Annotated in this window: 21 protein-coding genes and 1 riboswitch; of the genes, 15 read left to right on the forward strand and 6 right to left on the reverse strand. The window is 54.3% G+C overall.

The features are described 5' to 3' along the window. The first annotated feature begins 323 nt into the window (after window positions 1–323). Together dmul_RS17685 and dmul_RS17690 are read left to right on the forward strand one after the other, a co-directional pair. Entirely contained in the window at window positions 324–821 is a 498-nt protein-coding gene (locus dmul_RS17685) for a Fur family transcriptional regulator (RefSeq protein ID WP_020876689.1), read from the forward strand. Further along, window positions 811–2,265 (forward strand): catalase, encoded by a 1,455-nt coding sequence (locus tag dmul_RS17690; protein ID WP_020876690.1) that lies wholly within the window; start codon window positions 811–813, stop codon window positions 2,263–2,265. Before dmul_RS17685 ends, dmul_RS17690 begins: the two co-directional genes overlap by 11 nt. A gap of 190 nt (window positions 2,266–2,455) precedes the next feature. Here the strand turns inward: dmul_RS17690 and dmul_RS17695 are convergent, their stop codons facing one another. Further along, entirely contained in the window at window positions 2,456–2,659 is a 204-nt protein-coding gene (locus dmul_RS17695) for a hypothetical protein (RefSeq protein WP_144016444.1), read from the reverse strand. 150 nt (window positions 2,660–2,809) lie between these two features. Between dmul_RS17695 and dmul_RS17700 the strand changes: the two genes are divergently transcribed. From dmul_RS17700 to dmul_RS17710, 3 genes are read left to right on the forward strand one after another with little or no spacing between them, the layout of a single operon-like run. Beyond that, entirely contained in the window at window positions 2,810–3,304 is a 495-nt protein-coding gene (locus dmul_RS17700) for a hypothetical protein (protein ID WP_174376645.1), read from the forward strand. A gap of 32 nt (window positions 3,305–3,336) precedes the next feature. Continuing rightward, window positions 3,337–4,038, forward strand: a complete 702-nt coding sequence (locus dmul_RS17705) for a cytochrome c3 family protein (protein WP_020876693.1) — start codon at window positions 3,337–3,339, stop codon at window positions 4,036–4,038. Then, window positions 4,016–4,846, forward strand: coding sequence for a formate dehydrogenase subunit gamma (locus tag dmul_RS17710; RefSeq protein ID WP_020876694.1), 831 nt, complete (start codon window positions 4,016–4,018; stop codon window positions 4,844–4,846). Before dmul_RS17705 ends, dmul_RS17710 begins: the two co-directional genes overlap by 23 nt. A 520-nt stretch (window positions 4,847–5,366) precedes the next feature. Here the strand turns inward: dmul_RS17710 and dmul_RS17720 are convergent. Beyond that, the gene (locus dmul_RS17720) at window positions 5,367–5,876 is read right to left on the reverse strand and encodes a MaoC family dehydratase (RefSeq protein ID WP_020876696.1); all 510 of its coding nucleotides are present in this window, start codon (window positions 5,874–5,876) and stop codon (window positions 5,367–5,369) included. Window positions 5,877–6,200: 324 nt separating this feature from the next. Here dmul_RS17720 and dmul_RS17725 point away from each other — a divergent pair, with 324 nt between their 5' ends. The 5 genes from dmul_RS17725 (at window position 6,201) to dmul_RS17745 (ending at window position 10,813) form a co-directional block, all read left to right on the forward strand. Then, window positions 6,201–6,479 carry a metal-sensitive transcriptional regulator gene (locus dmul_RS17725; RefSeq protein ID WP_020876697.1) on the forward strand — a complete coding sequence of 93 codons (279 nt, stop codon included), beginning with the start codon at window positions 6,201–6,203 and terminating at the stop codon, window positions 6,477–6,479. A 279-nt stretch (window positions 6,480–6,758) separates the two neighbouring features. Further along, a complete protein-coding gene (dmeF, locus tag dmul_RS17730) occupies window positions 6,759–7,724 on the forward strand; it encodes a CDF family Co(II)/Ni(II) efflux transporter DmeF (protein WP_020876698.1) in 966 nt (321 codons plus the stop codon). Between the two features lie 345 nt (window positions 7,725–8,069). Then, complete coding sequence (locus dmul_RS17735; RefSeq protein ID WP_020876699.1) at window positions 8,070–8,327, forward strand: hypothetical protein; 258 nt, start codon at window positions 8,070–8,072, stop codon at window positions 8,325–8,327. Window positions 8,328–8,688: 361 nt separating this feature from the next. Next, window positions 8,689–9,774, forward strand: coding sequence for a flavin monoamine oxidase family protein (locus dmul_RS17740; RefSeq protein ID WP_020876700.1), 1,086 nt, complete (start codon window positions 8,689–8,691; stop codon window positions 9,772–9,774). 121 nt (window positions 9,775–9,895) lie between these two features. Then, a complete protein-coding gene (locus dmul_RS17745; RefSeq protein ID WP_020876701.1) occupies window positions 9,896–10,813 on the forward strand; it encodes a damage-control phosphatase ARMT1 family protein in 918 nt (305 codons plus the stop codon). Window positions 10,814–10,887: 74 nt separating this feature from the next. Here dmul_RS17745 and dmul_RS17750 read toward each other — a convergent pair whose 3' ends face one another. Both dmul_RS17750 and dmul_RS17755 read right to left on the reverse strand, forming a co-directional pair. Then, entirely contained in the window at window positions 10,888–12,162 is a 1,275-nt protein-coding gene (locus dmul_RS17750) for a glycoside hydrolase family 15 protein (RefSeq protein WP_020876702.1), read from the reverse strand. Next, on the reverse strand, window positions 12,146–12,805 hold the full coding sequence (locus dmul_RS17755) for a hypothetical protein (protein ID WP_020876703.1): 660 nt from the start codon (window positions 12,803–12,805) through the stop codon (window positions 12,146–12,148). Before dmul_RS17755 ends, dmul_RS17750 begins: the two co-directional genes overlap by 17 nt. Window positions 12,806–13,185: 380 nt before the next feature. Between dmul_RS17755 and dmul_RS17760 the strand changes: the two genes are divergently transcribed. Together dmul_RS17760 and dmul_RS17765 are read left to right on the forward strand one after the other, a co-directional pair. Beyond that, window positions 13,186–13,785 (forward strand): BON domain-containing protein, encoded by a 600-nt coding sequence (locus dmul_RS17760; RefSeq protein ID WP_020876704.1) that lies wholly within the window; start codon window positions 13,186–13,188, stop codon window positions 13,783–13,785. Window positions 13,786–13,934: 149 nt separating this feature from the next. Then, window positions 13,935–14,099, forward strand: coding sequence for a DUF1328 domain-containing protein (locus tag dmul_RS17765; RefSeq protein WP_020876705.1), 165 nt, complete (start codon window positions 13,935–13,937; stop codon window positions 14,097–14,099). A 181-nt stretch (window positions 14,100–14,280) separates the two neighbouring features. Here the strand turns inward: dmul_RS17765 and dmul_RS17770 are convergent, their stop codons facing one another. Further along, window positions 14,281–14,652, reverse strand: coding sequence for a thiol-disulfide oxidoreductase DCC family protein (locus tag dmul_RS17770; protein ID WP_020876706.1), 372 nt, complete (start codon window positions 14,650–14,652; stop codon window positions 14,281–14,283). After that, window positions 14,639–15,376 carry a phosphoribosyltransferase gene (locus tag dmul_RS17775; protein ID WP_020876707.1) on the reverse strand — a complete coding sequence of 246 codons (738 nt, stop codon included), beginning with the start codon at window positions 15,374–15,376 and terminating at the stop codon, window positions 14,639–14,641. The genes dmul_RS17770 and dmul_RS17775 overlap by 14 nt, the downstream gene beginning before the upstream one ends. Window positions 15,377–15,568: 192 nt before the next feature. After that, a riboswitch (cyclic di-GMP riboswitch) is annotated at window positions 15,569–15,663 on the reverse strand. A 307-nt stretch (window positions 15,664–15,970) separates the two neighbouring features. Here dmul_RS17775 and dmul_RS20365 point away from each other — a divergent pair. The 3 genes from dmul_RS20365 (at window position 15,971) to dmul_RS17790 (ending at window position 17,630) form a co-directional block, all read left to right on the forward strand. Continuing rightward, on the forward strand, window positions 15,971–16,183 hold the full coding sequence (locus tag dmul_RS20365) for a hypothetical protein (protein ID WP_144016445.1): 213 nt from the start codon (window positions 15,971–15,973) through the stop codon (window positions 16,181–16,183). Between the two features lie 188 nt (window positions 16,184–16,371). Beyond that, a complete protein-coding gene (locus dmul_RS20370; protein ID WP_020876710.1) occupies window positions 16,372–16,944 on the forward strand; it encodes a carbohydrate ABC transporter permease in 573 nt (190 codons plus the stop codon). A 50-nt stretch (window positions 16,945–16,994) separates the two neighbouring features. After that, entirely contained in the window at window positions 16,995–17,630 is a 636-nt protein-coding gene (locus dmul_RS17790) for a carbohydrate ABC transporter permease (protein ID WP_200809292.1), read from the forward strand. Window positions 17,631–18,001 lie beyond the last annotated feature (371 nt).

Here is an 18,001-nt window from a genome sequence, read left to right on the forward strand (position 1 = left end):
TTCAGTCTTTCATGAGGGGTTTTAGAGGGTGTTATGGTTTTATGGTTTTATGGTTTTAGAGTGTTATGGTTTTAAGTGACTATTTCAACTTTCGACTTTCATGACGATGACCGGAAAGAGGTGCCGGGAGGATACGGCCTATGAAAGTCGAAAGTTGAGCGACTATGGGATTAAAGGTGTACGCCTTCAGGCTTCAGCCTTCCGCTTCCGGCCTGTCAATACCGAACAATGAGCAGAAATGAATTCCGCTTGACAAGCGACAGCGCATCCTGTAGCGTTATGGATAATGATTCTTCTTTAAGATATATTCTTTTTAATAAGCGATGAACACACATTCCGATTCCGAAAACAGCCTGAGTCGTATGGAGGAGATGGTCTCGAAGCTGAGAGCGCTGGAGTTCCGGCTCACGCCGCAACGGATGGCCGTTCTGGAGGTTCTGGCGGCCGGCGAAGGGCATCCCTCCGTCAAAGAGGTCCATGAGATCGTCAAGCGGAAGTTTCCCACCACCAGCATCGCCACCATTTACAAGACGGTGAATCTTCTCAAAAGGATCAACGAGATTCTCGAGATATCCATTCCCGGCGGGAGCAAACGGTACGAAGGCGGCAAACCCTTTCCCCACCCCCACGTCATCTGTATTCGGTGCAAAAAGGTGATCGATCTGGACCTGGGGCCGCTCAAGGACATCACCACCAGAATTGCAGACGACACAGGATTCGAAATACGGAGTCATCGCCTTGATTTTTTCGGTGTGTGCGGTGATTGCAAAAGCAGAGAAAAGCTGACCCAAAAACAAAGGAGGCAACGCCATGACAAATGACGACCGCAAATTTACGACCACCGACGCCGGGATACCCGTGGCCAGCGACGAATTCTCCCTCACTGTCGGACCTGACGGCCCCATCCTGCTGCATGACCATTATCTGATCGAGCAGATGGCCAACTTCAACCGGGAGATGATTCCGGACCGCCAGCCCCATGCAAAGGGCTCCGGGGCCTTCGGCTACTTCGAGGTGACGCAGGACGTCAGCGCCTACACCAAGGCGGCGGTGTTCCAGCCCGGCACGAAGACCGACGTGCTGGCCCGGTTCTCCACGGTGGCCGGCGAAAGCGGCAGTCCCGACACCTGGCGCGACGTGCGCGGTTTTGCCCTCAAGTTCTACACCACCGAGGGCAACTACGACATGGTGGGAAACAACACCCCTGTGTTTTTCGTACGCGACCCCATGAAGTTCCAGCATTTTATCCACTCCCAGAAGCGCCGGGCGGACAGCGGCCTTCGCGACCACGACATGCAGTGGGACTTCTGGACCCTGTCCCCCGAGACGGCCCATCAGGTCACCATCCTGATGAGCGATCGCGGCGTCCCCAAAAGCTATCGGCACATGAACGGCTACACCAGCCACACCTACATGTGGGTCAACGCCAAGGGCGAGCGCTTCTGGGTGAAATACCATTTCAAAACCGACCAGGGCATCGAGTACCTCACCCAGGAAGAGGCCGACCGGATCGCCGGCCAGGATGCCGACTACCATCGCCGGGACCTGTTCAATGCCGTCAAGCGGGGAGATTACCCCAGCTGGACCCTGAAAGTCCAGATCATGCCCTTCAAAGAGGCCGAGACCTATCGGTTCAACCCCTTTGACCTGACCAAGGTCTGGCCCCACGCCGACTACCCCCTGCACGAAGTGGGCCGCCTGACCCTGAACCGCAACCCCGACGATTTTCACACCGAGATCGAGCAGGCGGCCTTCGAGCCGAACAACCTGGTGCCGGGTATCGGTCCCAGCCCGGACAAGATGCTCCTCGCCCGCCTGGTGTCCTACGCCGACGCCCACCGGGCACGCCTGGGCCCCAACTACAAGCAGATCCCGGTCAACCGCCCGAAAAGCCCGGTGCACAGCTACAGCAAGGGCGGTGCGATGCGAATCGACAACGTCTCCGATCCGGTCTATGCGCCCAATTCAAAGGGCGGTCCCAAGGCCGACGCCGAACGCTATCCCGAGACGGCCGTCTGGAGCGCCGACGGCAAGTTCATCCGCGCCGCCTACACCAAACGCAAGGACGACGATGACTTCGGACAGCCCGGCACCCTGGTACGCAAGGTGATGGATGATGCACAGCGCGACCGTCTGGTGGCCAACGTCGTCGGACATCTCAAAAACGGCGTATCGGAGCCCGTGCTGACGCGCGCCTTCGAATACTGGCGCAACATCGACAAGGAGATTGGGGACCGCATCGCCAAAGGCGTGAAGGGCGACTGATCCCACCGGATTCTCTACAGGCCCGCCGGCACTTCCGACGGCGGGCCCCCGCACATAAACGACATCGGGGGGCGACCGTGCCGCGTCGAGGCCGATCGCTCCCGATCATCATGCCGGAATGATACCGGAAAGATTGATCTCCGTTTTGCGTGGATAGGTATAATTACCCAGACCGGATGAGATCTTCTTCTTATGCATTTGAGTAATTATGCTTATTTACAAAAAAAACCTTTCTCCTGTAAGGCATTCCCAAAGCAATTGACATCATCCCTTTTCTCACCCCCAGGCGGAGATTGACATCCTCCACGGCCTTCCCAGGCTCAGCGGCTTTTACCTCTTTCTGAAACGGTACGACGAAGGCACCCTCCGGGAACAGAACGGCTTGTTTCTTCACGATAGCCGTTTTGACCGTCCCCAAGTCCCGACAAGATCAACCTCAACAAAAGGAGGTCGGTTATGGGCATCAAAAACAAAATTTTATCAACACTGTACGGCATCTTTCCAATCGTTCTCACATTGGCTTTCAGTTCGCCGGCTGCTGCGGATGAAGCGGATTTCCCCTGGCCGGAGGTCTGTTTCACCGTACGCCAATGAGTTTTCCAAAGGCCATCACCAGCAATTCATCGACTGGTCCAATTCGCGGCACGCCGCCGAAGGGGTGACCTGTACTTCATGTCACTATGTGCATCAATTGGGTATTGCGCCTACCCGCTCTCAAACCATGGCTGCAGGCTCCAAACAATGCTTCCTGTGCCACGAAATGGTAAACAACAACCTGGGTCACGCCATCCATTCGTTTGCCAACTGTTTGGGCTGCCACATGCCCAGAATTGCCAAGAGCGCGGAATCCGGTGATATTCACAGCCATGTGTTCAAGGCGCTGCTGCCTTCGGATACGATGAAAAATCCGGTCATACCGAATTCATGTCAAGCCTGTCACAAGCACAAAAAGGATGATCTGAAAGATCTCCAGGAGGATTGGGAGAAACTGGCGCGCCTGCCGAAGCCGATTGGCCAGACCATCGATTTTGTCGAATAAAACACTTCAAAACAGTCCTGCAGGAGTGACCGATGACCGACATTATTCGTATCCGAAGTCTGCTCATAGCTGCGGGGGCGTTAACCCTGGTGGGCGTAATGTCTATCAGCGGCGTAGCCGGAGCCGCGGAAGAGGTTGCATCCGCCATCCGGCGCTATAAGGAGCATGAAGCCAGCACCGGCTACTATGAAGAATACGAGGTCCTGCCTCGCCGCCGGCGTCCTTTTGTTGAAATACCCGGCGTCAGGCGAGGTATTTTTCCTTATAGTCCTGGTGCCGCCAGGGTGCGGATACGCAATCACCTGGCCGATTCTCACCAAGGCATCAAGTTTTACGCCAACCTGCGCTGTGAAGACTGTCACATTAACGAAACCCATGATATCCATACGACACGGGCAAACCTCACCTGTCGTCAATGCCATGGCGGAGAACCCATAGCCGGTATCGAACACTATTTCTCGTCCATGAATCCCATACGCAGACATGCCTATGTATGCGCCAAATGTCATGAGGGCTCCAGCGTTTCTTTTGCTTCCTATATCGTTCATCAACCCGACCCCGGATCAATGGGAGCCCGAAAAAACTTTCCCGCACTGTACTACACCTATTGGTTCATGCTTGTGCTCCTCATCGGCACATTGGCCTTTTTTATTCCCCATAGCTTTTTGGTGGGGTTAAGAGAATTATTGGAGAAAAAGAGGACGAAAAAAAATGACGGTGACGATGCACATTAAGCGATTCAGTATATCGGACCGCCTGTTTCACCTTTTCCTGATGCTGACGTTCATTATTCAGACCGCAACGGGATTAGGCCGCCTGTTTGTTGCCACAGCGTGGGGGAAGCAACTCAACGCTGTTTTTGGCGGATATGAAAATTCACTTTCCATCCACAAGTGGGTGGGTGTGTTGATGCTGGTCGGTTTCCTGATTCACACCCTTTTTCAGTTGACCCGATTGGATTGGAAAAATCCGGTCAAGAGCATCTTGGGTCCGGACTCATTGGTACCCAATCTTCAGGATTTGAAGGATTTTGTCCAGCAAATCAAGTGGCTTTTCGGTATCGGTTCACGGCCGGCATTGAATCGCTGGGCTTATTGGGAAAAGTTCGATTACTGGGCGGTCTATTGGGGATTGCCGTTGCTGGCAGTTACCGGTCTGATGCTGACGGCGCCGTTGTTGACCAGTCGATTTTTCCCCGGCTGGATCCTGAATATCACAGCGCTCCTGCACAGAGCCGAAGCAATTTTGGCCATCACCTACATTTTTATCGTGCATTTTTTCATCGGCCACCTTCGGCCTTCCAGTTTTCCGATGAATGAGGCTATGTTTTCGGGGAGTGTTTCTGTTGATGAAGCCGAAGAGGAGAAACCGGCATGGGTCGACCGGTTGAGGAAACAAGGCAAACTGGAAAACGCAGAAGCCGTGATGCCGCCCCCCTGGTTCAGGGTAATATACTTCATATTCGGTTATACCGTCCTGATCATTGGCGTCTACCTGTTGATTAACGGTATTATTAACAGCCGTTATATCACCTTGCACTGATTTATCTTCACCAGAAGACAGCGTCCGCTCATATTCCGCTCTCATAGGCTGAAGGGGCCGGAAAAATTAAAAAAGCCGGGACAAGCAGGTCTTAGGGTCGAGCCTGCCTGATCCCGGCATAGAGCAACACTTCATTGAATCAACGCGTTATGTCATGTCTTTACATCATGATGCAGGTTTTGGTGCGAAGGCCGCTGTCCTTGGCGACCGCCTTATAGCACGAACTGCGTTCCTCCATGCTGGTTGTGCAGTAATCACAGGATCTGAGAGCATCCATCATTCTCTTTTTTCCCATTGCACAGCACATGGCGGCTTTATCCTTCCGATATGATGTTTCCACAGCATGTGACGATTCCATAGCAACCTCCTGATAAACTCGATTTCATGACAGTTACTGTCTTTCCCTGTCATGCGTCTTGAATCAAAACATAATATCTGACGACCACAAATCAATCGGGAGGCATTGGATTCGTACAGCAACAACGCGCAGTGAAACCACGGATCCGTGCTGGTGCGGTCGTCATGTTTCGGTGTTCGCCTCCCGGTCCCGCCGTGCAGCCGTCAGCCCATTTGTCGGATCCCCTTCCGACAGCATCCGATTCAGGATCTTACGCTCCTCGGGTCCCGGCACGACACCGCCGATTTCCGCTTCGATCACGGTGACGCCGTCTTCTCTGGTGATCGTGACGGATGCTGTGGCGCGACCTTTTGGGTCGATGGCCGTGATGACCCAGCTGCATGTAATCGTTTCACCCACATATACGGGTCCTTTGAATCGGAAGTTCATCGCGGACGCCAGCCATCCAATCTGTCCGCCGATTTCGGTAACCAGGCTTGCCGCCAGAAGTCCATGACAAATCGGTGCCGGAAAATTCCGTGCTTCAGCAAAACGTGCATCGAAATGAACCGGGTTATAGTCCCGCGATATCCGGGCGAAACGGATAACGTCTTCATCTGTAAAGGTCCGTGAGATTCTGAATGTGTCCCCAACCTGAAGGCCCTCGGCGGCCCGTTCCCTGAAACCTGGCATTTGTCATACTCCTCCGTCGTGCCGGTGATTGAAACAGTGCTGATCCCATCGCGCCGCTTAACCGCGCTTTTCGAATTCGATCGGCATCTTAAAATATTTTTTCCAACCAAGTCAATCCGTACAAGCCCCTGTTGCCGAACCGGCATCAATGCGTTGCAGCAGGGCGTGGGTCCTACCCTTCCGGCACCGACCCATGAAAGTCGGAAGTTACGTTAAACGATGTCCAGGTTGAGCAGGCGCGCACGTCTTTACATCTCTGCTTGACAATTGCCTTTTGACAATATAGGGAATGACCCCATATACTATATTTGACGGGAGGATGACATGGCGTTTTGTGGAACGGGCCAGGACAAGGAACGGCTGATCAAGCGGCTCAACCGCATCGAGGGGCAGATCAGAGGGGTAAGCGGCATGATCGAGAACGACCGGGACTGCATAGAGGTTCTTCGGCAACTGGCCTCGGTCTCCGGTGCCGTTCGGGGCGTCTGGGTGCAAATCGTCGGGGATCACCTGCGGGGATGCATTCAGGAAGCATCATTGCACGAAGGCAACAGAGACCGCCTCATTGATGAGCTCATTGACCTCCTCGGAAAAATCCGATAGCGGTATACAATTACGATAACACAGCTCAACTTTCGACGTTCGTGACGGTGGTTATGTGATTATGTGAGCACGGGAGTACCCCTTCAGACTTTAAAGTTCTTTAGCGTTCTTTGCGTCTTTGCGTGAAAACATCTTTTTCAAGCGCCTTCCGAAAGAAAATCCGTCTCACGCAAAGCACGAAACGGCGCTTTTTAACGCAACTTTCGGTAAAAAGACTATAGACTGAAATATGATGAAAGTCGAAAGTTGAGAATACAGAAAAAGGGAACGGCGATTTCCATGCAAGAAAAAACGATCAGACGGATACGGCACGAGCATAATTTCGACGGCGCCCACCAGGAAAATGAAAAGAAGACGTTGAGCGTGATTATCCTCACCGGCATCACCATGCTCGCTGAAATCATCGCCGGCGTCGTGACAGGGTCGATGGCCCTCCTGGCGGACGGTTGGCATATGGGAACCCACGCGTTTGCGTTGGGCATCACCTACTTCGCATATGTGATGGCCAGACGGTTTTCCGATTCCTCGAAATTTGCTTTCGGCACCGGAAAATTCGGCATTCTGTCGGCCTACACCAGCGCATTGTTTCTGGGGGGCACCGCCCTTTACATGATTGTCGAATCGTTGAGTCGTTTCGTCCATCCGGTGAATATCGCCTTTGACGAGGCCATTCTTGTCGCGATCATCGGCTTTGCGGTCAATCTCCTGAGCATTCGGATACTGCACGGCAAAGGCGGCGAACATCATGGACACGACCATGAGCACGATCACCGTCACGACCATTCTCACCATACGCACGACCATAACCTCCGTGCGGCCTATCTGCATGTCATAGCGGATGCATTGACTTCCGTACTCGCAATTGCGGCGCTGATATCGGGAAAGTTTTTTGGATGGTCTTTTCTCGATCCGGTTATGGGTATTGTCGGCGGCCTTCTGATCGCAAGGTGGGCCTGGGGGCTCCTCCGGAGCAGCGCGTTGATTCTGCTGGACGCCCACAGGGACAAAGACATCCATTCCGCCATTGTCGACGCCATTGAATCGGACGGCGACAGTATTGTTGCGGACCTTCACGTCTGGCCGCTGAATGCCGACGATCTTGCGGCCGCCATTACCGTCGTCTCAAAAGCGCGCCGATGCCCGTCGGAATACGGCTCCCGGCTCTCCCATCTGTCGCGGCTGAAACACACGACGGTTGAGACCCATGTCCACACGGACAAGTTTTGCGCGTTTACACATAACTGATGCCGTATCGCTTTTCCCCAATCCCTTGAGCCGAACAAAACCGCTTTCCCCTTTCCTTAATGAGAAAAATGCAGCAATCAATAACGCAACCGTCCACGTCCGTTATGGCGACCGAATAGGGACTGAAAGCTGAAGGGGCACAAAGGCTCCGTTCGTCACAAGCACACCCCTTCAGCCTTCCGTCTTCAGCCTTCAGAGACCGAAGGCGGCCACCCCATGATCGGTCACGAGAATACAAGTTCACGCTCAAATGACGTTGCACACGCATCCCACGGGAAAAATTTCGGCGATGGGGCCCCAGGAATCCGGGATTGACATGTCGCTGCAGCACTGAGATATTGTATTATGATTGCGATAACCAACATTGTCATCTTTTTTGCCGTACTGGTCGTCAGTTACCCGGTCGCGACCATGGTTTTAGCCCTCTTGACCTGGTTTCGAAAGCGCCGGGCCATGAAAACCGAGGATCGCCTTGAACGGATTGAACGGATTGATGCATCCACAGACAGGCTGAAAGACCGACTCTTTATCGTCTTCATCGTAGCGTCATTTTTTGTAATCGCGCCGTTTCTGGCGATATTGCTGATCTTCGGCGAACGATGATCACCCAGGTCGGTTTGTCCGCGCACCGCCGTCGGTCTGCCGCCCACCGCATCCGAGGAACAGCGAAGCGGTACGCCTGAAACGGCATCGCATCCGTCACGATCATGACGCTCGGATCCCATTTGTGCCTTTGTGTCAAGGGTGCGTTACCCTCCCACCTGAAAAACGTTACCGGCGTTAATTCATTATCAGGATTAAGTGATTAGAGGCGTGCCCCTTCAGTCTTCACCCTTCGGTCTTCAGCCTCAACAGCCGGCACCAGGGGATCTGTTTCGGCACAAATCGTGCAGTACCTTGATATTTTCCGATCCGGAACTCACCAGATCGGGTTGCAAAATGTTCGAGCAGAAAAGGGTTTGTCATGATGTCTGTAGAAACCGTCGACACCCTCATTGTCGGCGGCGGTCTGAGCGGTATTTATGCCGCCTGGCTGCTGTCCCGGAAAAACACCTCCTTCGTTGTCCTTGAAGCGCGTGAGCGCATCGGCGGCAGGATTCTATGTCCTGGGTACCAGGGGTTTTTCTCCGATCTCGGCCCTTCCTGGTACTGGCCGGCGATTCATCCGAAAATAACGCACCTGATTGAAACCCTGGGCCTCAACAGCTATCCCCAGTTTGAAACGGGCCTGGGACGTTTTCAACGATCCGACGGCGCCGTCCAGACCGTCCGCGGATATCCCATGGAACCGCCTTCCCGGCGACTTTTCGGGGGCATGCATTCACTGATCCGGAAACTCCGCGAAGGCATTCCTGAAAACGCCGTGAGATGCAATCACCCGGTGTGCGACATCGAAAAAACAGTCGGCGGCATTCTGGTCAGCGTCGGCGAGCTGGAAAAACCGCCCTGGGCCCGGTTCAGGGCCAATCAGTTGATTCTCGCCCTGCCGCCCCGTCTTGCCGCCGCCACCATTCTCTTTACGCCTGAACTGTCCCACCAACTGACCCAGGCAATGCTGAAAATCGGGACGTGGATGGCGGGCCAGGCAAAATTCTCCGCCATATACGACGAACCCTTCTGGCGGCAGACGGGCCTCTCCGGCCAGGCCTTCAGCGAGCGCGGGCCCCTGGGCGAGATCCACGACGGATCCAACCACGACAAGGGGCCCTTTGGTCTCACAGGCTTTGTGGGCATTCCCGCGGCCCAACGCAACCAGACCGCTACCCTGACCGATGCGATCATGGCCCAACTGGCCGTCATCTTCGGCGCCCAGGCCGCCCGGCCCACGGCCTTTTTTTACCAGGACTGGGCACGCGAACGCTTCACGGCCACCACATTCGATCAGCCGCCGATGTACACGCATCCCCAATACCACGTCCCCGCCGGCAGAAGCGCCATCTGGGACGGCACCTGCCATTTCGCCGGCACGGAAACCGCCGACGTCCAAGGCGGGTATCTCGAGGGCGCTCTGGGCGCCGCCGAGCGCGCGGTCATGAACATTCTGGGTTAGCACGGCCTTGTGGCAGCCGGCCGATTGACCGCAATGGTATCATTCAACGCTGACTTTCATGATGGTAACCGGCCTATGAAAGTCGAAAGTTGCGTTATCAGAAAAAAACGGAAAATATTCTATGGGATTTGCTGAAGAAAAAAACAACCCTTTTGCCGGCATCGCGTCATATTGCCATGCCTGCATCATGAATCAGGCTCGTTCAGCAGCGCGTTTTGCGGAACTCACTGAAGACCAAACCGAACGCATCATCGCCGCGGCCAGGGCCGCCCTGGAAAAAGCCAAGGCAGGAGATATATTGGTTCAGCATGTCGTTCGCCGTGTGGCGGACGCGATCATTCAGGAACTGGGTGAATCGCCGGCCTTTGACATCTACGCGAAACTGAAAGAAAAATCCAACATTCTCTCTTTGAAATACGCAGGCATGCTTCAGAAAACGATAGACGACGACGAATGTCCGTTTGAAACCGGATTGCAGATTGCCGCGGCGGGGAATGTCATAGATTTTGGTGCCAGAAGTTATGATACGATGAATCTGGACGAGGAACTCCGGATCCTTACCGAAGTCCCCTTTGCCCGATATGATATCGCGCCGCTGAAAAAAGCGCTTGAAAGCGCGGCAACACTCCTCTACCTCTTTGACAACAGCGGTGAAATTGTTTTTGATAGGCTGTTCATAGAGGTGCTCCAGCGGCTTTATCCGAATCTTCGGATAGTGGGGGCGGTCCGCGATAAACCGATCATCAATGATGCGACATTGGAGGATGCCAAAACCGTCGGACTTGACCGCCTTATACCGGTCATTTCCAGCGGCAGCGTATACCCGGGAACGATTCTTGCCGAAACGACCGCGGCGTTTCAGCAGGTATTTCAATCCGCGGACGTGATTCTTTCCAAAGGTCAGGGGAATTTTGAGACGTTGTGGCCGTTGGGGGATGATCGGATTTTCTTTTTATTGCGCATTAAATGCGACTATGTGGCGGCCCTGTCCAGGGTCAAAAAAGATACCCTGGTGCTGATGCACGGATTACAGCCATGACAACGGCTTTGTGCAACGCGGCTTTCAGACGCGGGAGGCTTGCCCGTGATCGACCGCCGTTCCTATCGATCGGGTCACGGACGCGTAAAACGAACCGGGAATCGGAGGCGGTCGGGGTGGGACTCGGCAGGGGTGCAAAAAAAATGAATTGCCAGCCTCAGGTTGGCCTGGGCCCACTGGAGGGGTACGTGATCGTTTGGCGTATACGCGTTTTTTTCCAGGAAGTAGGCCTCGGGACACAACAGCCTCCCGTCCGCCGATTCGGTAAGCTGGCGTAATGCACGATTGAGATGATAGGCTTGAAGGCCTTCTCCATCTTTCGTCAGGCTGGGTTGATGGGCATAAATGCAGGAAATCAGCGCGTCAAAAATGCACCACTGGGCCTCCCGGCCGAACCTGATATGGGCATCCCGGGCTTGCATGGTGTCGGAGAAGTCCCGGGTTCGTTCCTTCGTCCTGAAAATCTTCCGGTAGTCCGGACACCAGTATGAATCGTTCAGGTATCTTCTGATCCCGATATGGCCTTCCAGATTTTCCTTGACGTCCCTGAGGATCACGGCCGCCTGATCCCGGGAAACCACGTTCAACGGATAGATGAGAAACAGGAGGGCGGCATCGTACCTTCTTGACGGCCGGGACTCATACGGCAGGATCGTTTCCAGAACGGTCTCTCCCCTGGCGCGCAACCCTGCCACGTCAGGTCCGGCATTGCCGTCCAATCCTGAAAACTCGCGCAGACCCGCAACCACCGTCCCGATGGAGGATGCGCTGACCTTGCGCTCTTCTTCCCAGTGCCCGCTGTCTTTATCTTCCCAATATCGTATGGTCTGAAAATACGCTACAAGATCCGTCAGACATGCCTGTTCGTCTTCCGTCCACGGCACCGCTTTTGCTTTCGCCAGCCGGCTATAAAACCAGAGGAAATAGCCCAATGCGTCGTTTTGCGCGTGGGCCCACTTCTGATCGAGTTCTCTCAGCCGCCTGCCGTCGAATCGAACGTGCGGGCGGTTCATTGGATCTGACGCCAACAAAGGATCCTGAATGATCGCTCTCATTCTTTTGCGCTGCGACTGAAAAAAAGTCATCAGCGTTTCGGCCGTTTGAGCCGCCGCCGCGATATCGCCCCACTGATAGTGGGCATGAGCGATATGAACATTGTCTCTGACCCAGACATACTGATAACCGGAAGAATCCTGATCCGGTGCCGTGGTTGCGGGAAACAATCCGTTTCCCAGCCGCTTGAAATCGAACGTACCGTGAGATCTGAGAAAACCGTAAAGTTTCACGGCATCCTCTCGGCCATACCGATCCAACAGATAACCGGCAATCAATTCATCCTTCTTCTTCATTTTTCAGTCCAAACCCAAGCAGACAACTCATGACCCGACGAAGCCGTTTCGATCCGGTCAACTCCTGCAAAAAGGCGCTTTCGATATTCTTCTCACCCTCAAATTTTTGATGTGACAGGGCAAGCTTGAAGGCCTTGATCGTCATGTGGGTCAGCCGGATGGAGAGCGCAGCAGAGACCAGAACGGCCATGCATTCCGCAAGCCCGACAACCGCGTTGATATCTGCCAGATTTCCGGAATAGCGATATATCCGAAGAGCCAGGATAGCAATGCCGGATAAAATCAAGAGAATGGCAATCACATAGGTCGAACCGTAAAGTGCCCAGTCTTCAAGGGCAAATGAGATTCTTCGTTTCTCAACAAACTGTTCATACCGGTCTTTCCGGACCTCTGAATAATATCTGCCGATGACCATGATTCGCAAATTGATATTGGTACAAAGAAGATCGACATACAGGCAGGCCGGAGGAATCAACGCCAGCAGTACAATACTCGTACGACTGGCATCCTTGGCGAATCCCAATCCGGCGGCACCCAGAACCGCGCAAATGACGAGTTTCCACTTCAACAGATCCGAGCGCGTTTTCTGAGATGCCAGTATTTCGTCCGCCAGCTTTGTCTGACGATCGGTATCCTGTCCCATTTTCACCCCCCTCCCGTATCAGCGCCGACCCATTCCGCCGGTGAACGGCAAAAAATCGTCAGACCATCCGGCATCCCGGCGAAAAAAGCGATAAAGCCGATATTCTGTCGTTTCCGGATCGGACGTGCTTCTCGTGCGAAACTATACGAAATCGGATTTTCGAGGTCAAGGATGAACAGCGAGGGAACGTCGAAAGTCGGCTACCCTGAAAATACGATGCAATTGGGGTCGACAATGTATTGGCGCGGGCAACTTCCATGCGTATAGTTATGTGAATAGACCCGACAGTCGGCCGCTCTTCGGTCGGACACGCCGGATCCCGAACGCATCGGGCCCCGGCACTCAATCATCACTCAACACCAAGAAAAAGGAGCGTCGCGATGAAAACTGCAGGAAACAAAATGGTCGGAAAATGGTGGTTCTTATCCCTGATACTCTTATTTGTGGTTCCCATCGGGTGCGGTCCGGCCCTGGTGGGCGGCGGCGCTGCGGGAGGGTACAAAGTCGGCAGCGATGAGCGTAATATGGGAGGAATGGTGGACGACACCGCGCTCTCGGCAAATGTCAAGACCGCCCTGGCAAAATCACCCGATGTCAGTGCAGCCAAAATCGACGTGGATGTCGTCGGCGGGGTTGTGACGCTGACCGGTGTCGTGGACGGCAAACAGCATGCCGCCAGGGCCGTTGAAATCGCGGGGAACGTCTCCGGCGTCAAATCCGTTCGGGACAACCTTCAGATCGGGAAACTGAGCGCCGGCGATTACGTCGACGATGCGGTGCTGGTGAGTAAAATCAAAGCCAAATTGATGGCGGAACCCGGTGTTCACTCCCTCAACATCGACGTTGACGCCGACAAGGGCGTTGTCACGCTGACCGGTATGGTTGAAAACGAAAAAGAGAAATCGCTTGCATTGAGCGTCGCCCGAAGCGTTGAGGGCGTGGTGCAAGTGGTGGACAACCTCGAGACGAGCAACCCGTGATTCGACCGGAAAGTCGTCCAGGGATCATCGGCGGTAAGCGCTCAGTGAAGCACCGGAGCAGCGCCGCTTGCGCAAACGAAGAACGCAACATCGACTTTTGCGACAATGACCGAATAGACAGTGCCAAAAACTGAATAAAGGAGATAAACATGATAGGATACGCAGCCACATTTCTGATTATCGCCATTATCGCCGGCGTATTGGGTTTCACCGGCATCGCCGGCGTCGCCGTCGAAATTGCATGGATAACCTTTGTCATTGGTCTGATTCTGGCGGTCGTGTTTATGGTTCTCGGCCGACGGCCTCGCATATAGGTATGTGAGGCGGGCCGAATCCTGATTCACACGATTTTTGCAGCCGGCGGGGAGCGGTCCGCATTGCGCTTCCGAAAAGGCGCCCGCCGGCTGCCGATCTCACGGTGGGACCGCACCTCACGCCCTCGCGATATTCGAGGCGGAGCGGTTACGTTTTCCGAAAGCGGCGTGTTCTTCCGGGTTACGTCCTTCCGGTACGGCGCAATCTGCGATTGACAGACCAACGATACAGCCTTGACAGCACCTGGCGAATCCAGGGCAGCCCGATGATCATTGCCGGAAGCTTCAATATGGGAACCCGCTTCATCAGCAGGACGTATGCGTCGATTTCCGAGAGCGTTTGCCGGTTCTCATCCTGAACATGCAATGCCTTCAATGCCTTTTCAGGGTCGATGCCCATCGAACGCAGAAAACGCTCCTTGCCCGTGATATCGATCCACTGGATATCGTCTTTTGAGCGCCCCGACAGTTTCTCATAGGTCCGCCTGTCCTTGACGCACTGCGGGCACGCCCCGTCGTAATAGACCCGGATCCGGGGTTTATCCCGTACCATCTTCCCGCTCCTCCTCGTAACGGCTCGGCAGCTTCTGTCGGCGGTCTTCCTGCTTCAGCATGTCCATCACTTCGTCCTCACTCACATCGTTCCAGTGCCGATAGGCTTCCGCCACGGCAAACCGGCCGCCTTCGCGGATGTTAACGCAGAAGACGCCCTCCGTAAGATCCGCAATATCCGCTGCCGCCCGGTCATGCGCCGTGGGGATCGCAGCGATCAGCGTATCCGCCCCGGCGTTTCGCAGCGCTTCGACGGCGGTTTTCATGGTGAATCCGGAGGCCAGCCCGTCATCCACGAGGATCACCGGACGCCCTTTCACCTCCGGGAAAGGCCGCTTTCCCCGGAACCGCTCCGACCGACCCGCCACCTTTGACCGGGTCTTTCGGATGCCCTCCGCGATCTGTTCTTCCGACAATCGCAGTTGCGCGATCAGGGCGGTGTTCAATTGGCAGGTCCCGTCGAAGGCCAAAGCACCATAACCGGCCTCCGTATCCCAGGGCAGCGTGATCTTGCTGACCACCGCCACGTCGAAAGGCAGCCCCAGGCGATCCGCCACAGCCAGCCCCACCGGAACCCCGCCTGCGGGAATCCCGAGAACAATGCCGTTATCCAGCGGATAAGGCGCCAGCATCTCGCCGAGCAGAATCCCGGCATGGATCCGGTTCTCGAAAACCCCAACCCGGCCCCTCAAATCCGTCCGCTCATGAATGCCGACAATAGCCATCAAGTTTGCTCCTTCCATAATAACGTAATCTGAGCATTTATCCGCCCCCGGTCAAATCCGTTCAGGGACTGAAGGCTGAAGATTATCATTCTGAAGGCACAGGCTTCGTTTCGTGGTCTTGGATGATAAATACGGAGGGTAACGGATCAGGCAGGAAGGAAAAACGATGCCCGGAAGAAGGGCAAAAAAAAATGAGGCAACCCTGCTACCGTGTCATAGTCTTCCAACTACGATTTAGGCCAGCGGCTTTGCGTCCCACCCTTTCGGATAGTTTGCTTTTCTCAGATCTTAAAATAAAACCCGATCAATGAATGTCAAGTGAATTTTTGAAATCTGTTCGTCAACGCCCCACTCATCTGAATGATTCAACTTTCGGCTTTCATGACGGTGACCGGATAGAGGTGCCGGGAGGATACGGCCGAGCCCATTCAGCGGCACTTGAACGAAATCGCGCGGGGCGCGGTCCGTATCCTCCCGGCACCGGCCTATGAAAATCGACAGTTGAATGAATTACACCAGGCGGTAATCATCGGGGCTGATCAAAACGGATATCCAGTTAACCTGCCATCTATGACGCCGGAAGTCTTCGCATGGGTGCCGGTGTCGAACAACCAGGCGCTGATCGCCGGAAAAGCCGCTTATATCCTCAATTCTCTGTCCGCCTATCGATCAGCCCAGAAAGAGGTTCCTGAAATTGCGAGAGACGTTCTCTTCGTTCCCGCACTGAAAGGTCCGAGGGGGACCCGCTGGGCCTGTGAACATCTGGTCTACAACTATATCATTCCCTTTCGTCTCAAAAACATGTGATCGCAAGGCTCCCTTCCAGAGCCAACGTCCCTGTTGAAAAAGGAAAGACCCACACCTTTGCGATCGCCGACCGGGATCTGAGATTTTTCGACGCCGAAACCGGTATCAGCAAAAATGCCGGCATCGGCCCCTGAACACCCTAAACCGGGTCAATCACAACTCACCGCTTATCCACCACAAGGATCGTTATGACAGCCGTCCAGGAAACACTTGTTGAAGAGAATCCGACGATGGGAGGATACTGGCTGGACAACCGGAAGGTGCTGTCGGCGGCAATGATAGCACCCGCGATTCTGTATATCGTCGCAATGATCGGATTTCCGCTGGTCCTTGCCGTATTTTACAGCTTGAGCGATGCCACAACAGGATCCGCCGAGCTGCATTTCATCGGACTGAAAAATTTCCAGGCCGTCCTCGGGGACCCAATTTTTCGAAAAGCGCTGATGAACACGTTTATTTTTACGCTTTCTTCCCAGATCATCGTCCTCATTTTGTCCAATATTCTTGCGATGGTCCTTTCCGCCGACTTCCGGGGGAAATGGCTGGTTCGGTTTCTGATTCTTCTCCCCTGGACGGTGCCGATTTCCCTGCTGTTCGGATTGATCTTCACCTTTACGGATATGACAGTGGTGTATGTCCTGACGCGCGGCGGCCCTGTTCACAGCACCCAGGTGCTCAATGAACCGGCCACCCTGGATCATCTTCGGGAACTGCTGTTTCACACCCTGTTCTATAAATATTTCAACTTTCGACTTTCATGATGGTAACCGGAAAGAGGTGCCGGGAGGATACGGCCTATGAAAGTCGAAAGTTGAGTAAATATCTCTTCAATACCGTCTGGGTCGGCATTGTGGTGGTCGTCATTACATTGCTCATTTCCGTTCCCGCGGCATACAGCCTGGAACGGTGGAGCGGAAAGCTCGGGGAAAATCTGGGCATCGGCATTTTCATGACCTATCTCGTCCCGCCGACACTGCTGTTCATCCCCCTTTCAAAGATCATCAGCCTGCTCGGACTTCACGAATCACTGGGTGCTCTGATCCTGATCTACCCCACCTTTACCATTCCTTTCTGCACATGGCTTCTGATGGGTTTTTTCAAGTCCATTCCAAAAGACATCGAGGAACAGGCCATGATCGACGGATGCAGCCGATTCGGCGCGATGGTGAAAATCGTTTTCCCGCTGTCCGTATCCGGTATCCTGACGGTTGTGGTGTTTGCGTTTACCTTGACCATGCATGAATTTATCTATGCCTTGTCGTTTGTTTCCGTATCGGCCCAGAAAACGATCAGTGTCGGTGTTCCAACGGAGCTGGTCAGGGGGGATGTCTTCCGGTGGGGACCCCTCATGGCGGGGGCGTTGATTCCCTGTATTCCCGCGGCGATCCTGTACACCTTCTTTCTGGATCGTTTTATCTCCGGCTTCACGATGGGGGCCGTGAAATAGCACCCCCCCCCTCCACATCACGCATGGGAATCGCCGGTCCATGATTCCCTTGAAAAGTAAAATAACGATGTGAGTTGCCAAATTCTGTTTAATAGATATTCTTATTAAATATACAACTTTCGGGATTCATCGGTCGGGGCCGGTAGAATACGGCCCGCGCCGTGGACGGTTTCATTCAAGTGTCGCCGGAACCTGCTGGGTTGCTTCCCTGCACGCAACCCGTCCAGGCCGGTGATCCTCCTGTTGAGACTGAAGGCTGAAGACTGAATGGGGTGCGTCCGCCACGGACGGTGTCTTTATGCCCTTCAGGCGGCCGCCGCTTTGCAGAGACCGCCACGAAAGCCGGAAGTTGAAATATCAATGCTCGCCTT

Origin of the sequence: Desulfococcus multivorans, assembly GCF_001854245.1 — a bacterium.
Classification (GTDB): Bacteria; Desulfobacterota; Desulfobacteria; order Desulfobacterales; family Desulfococcaceae; genus Desulfococcus; species Desulfococcus multivorans.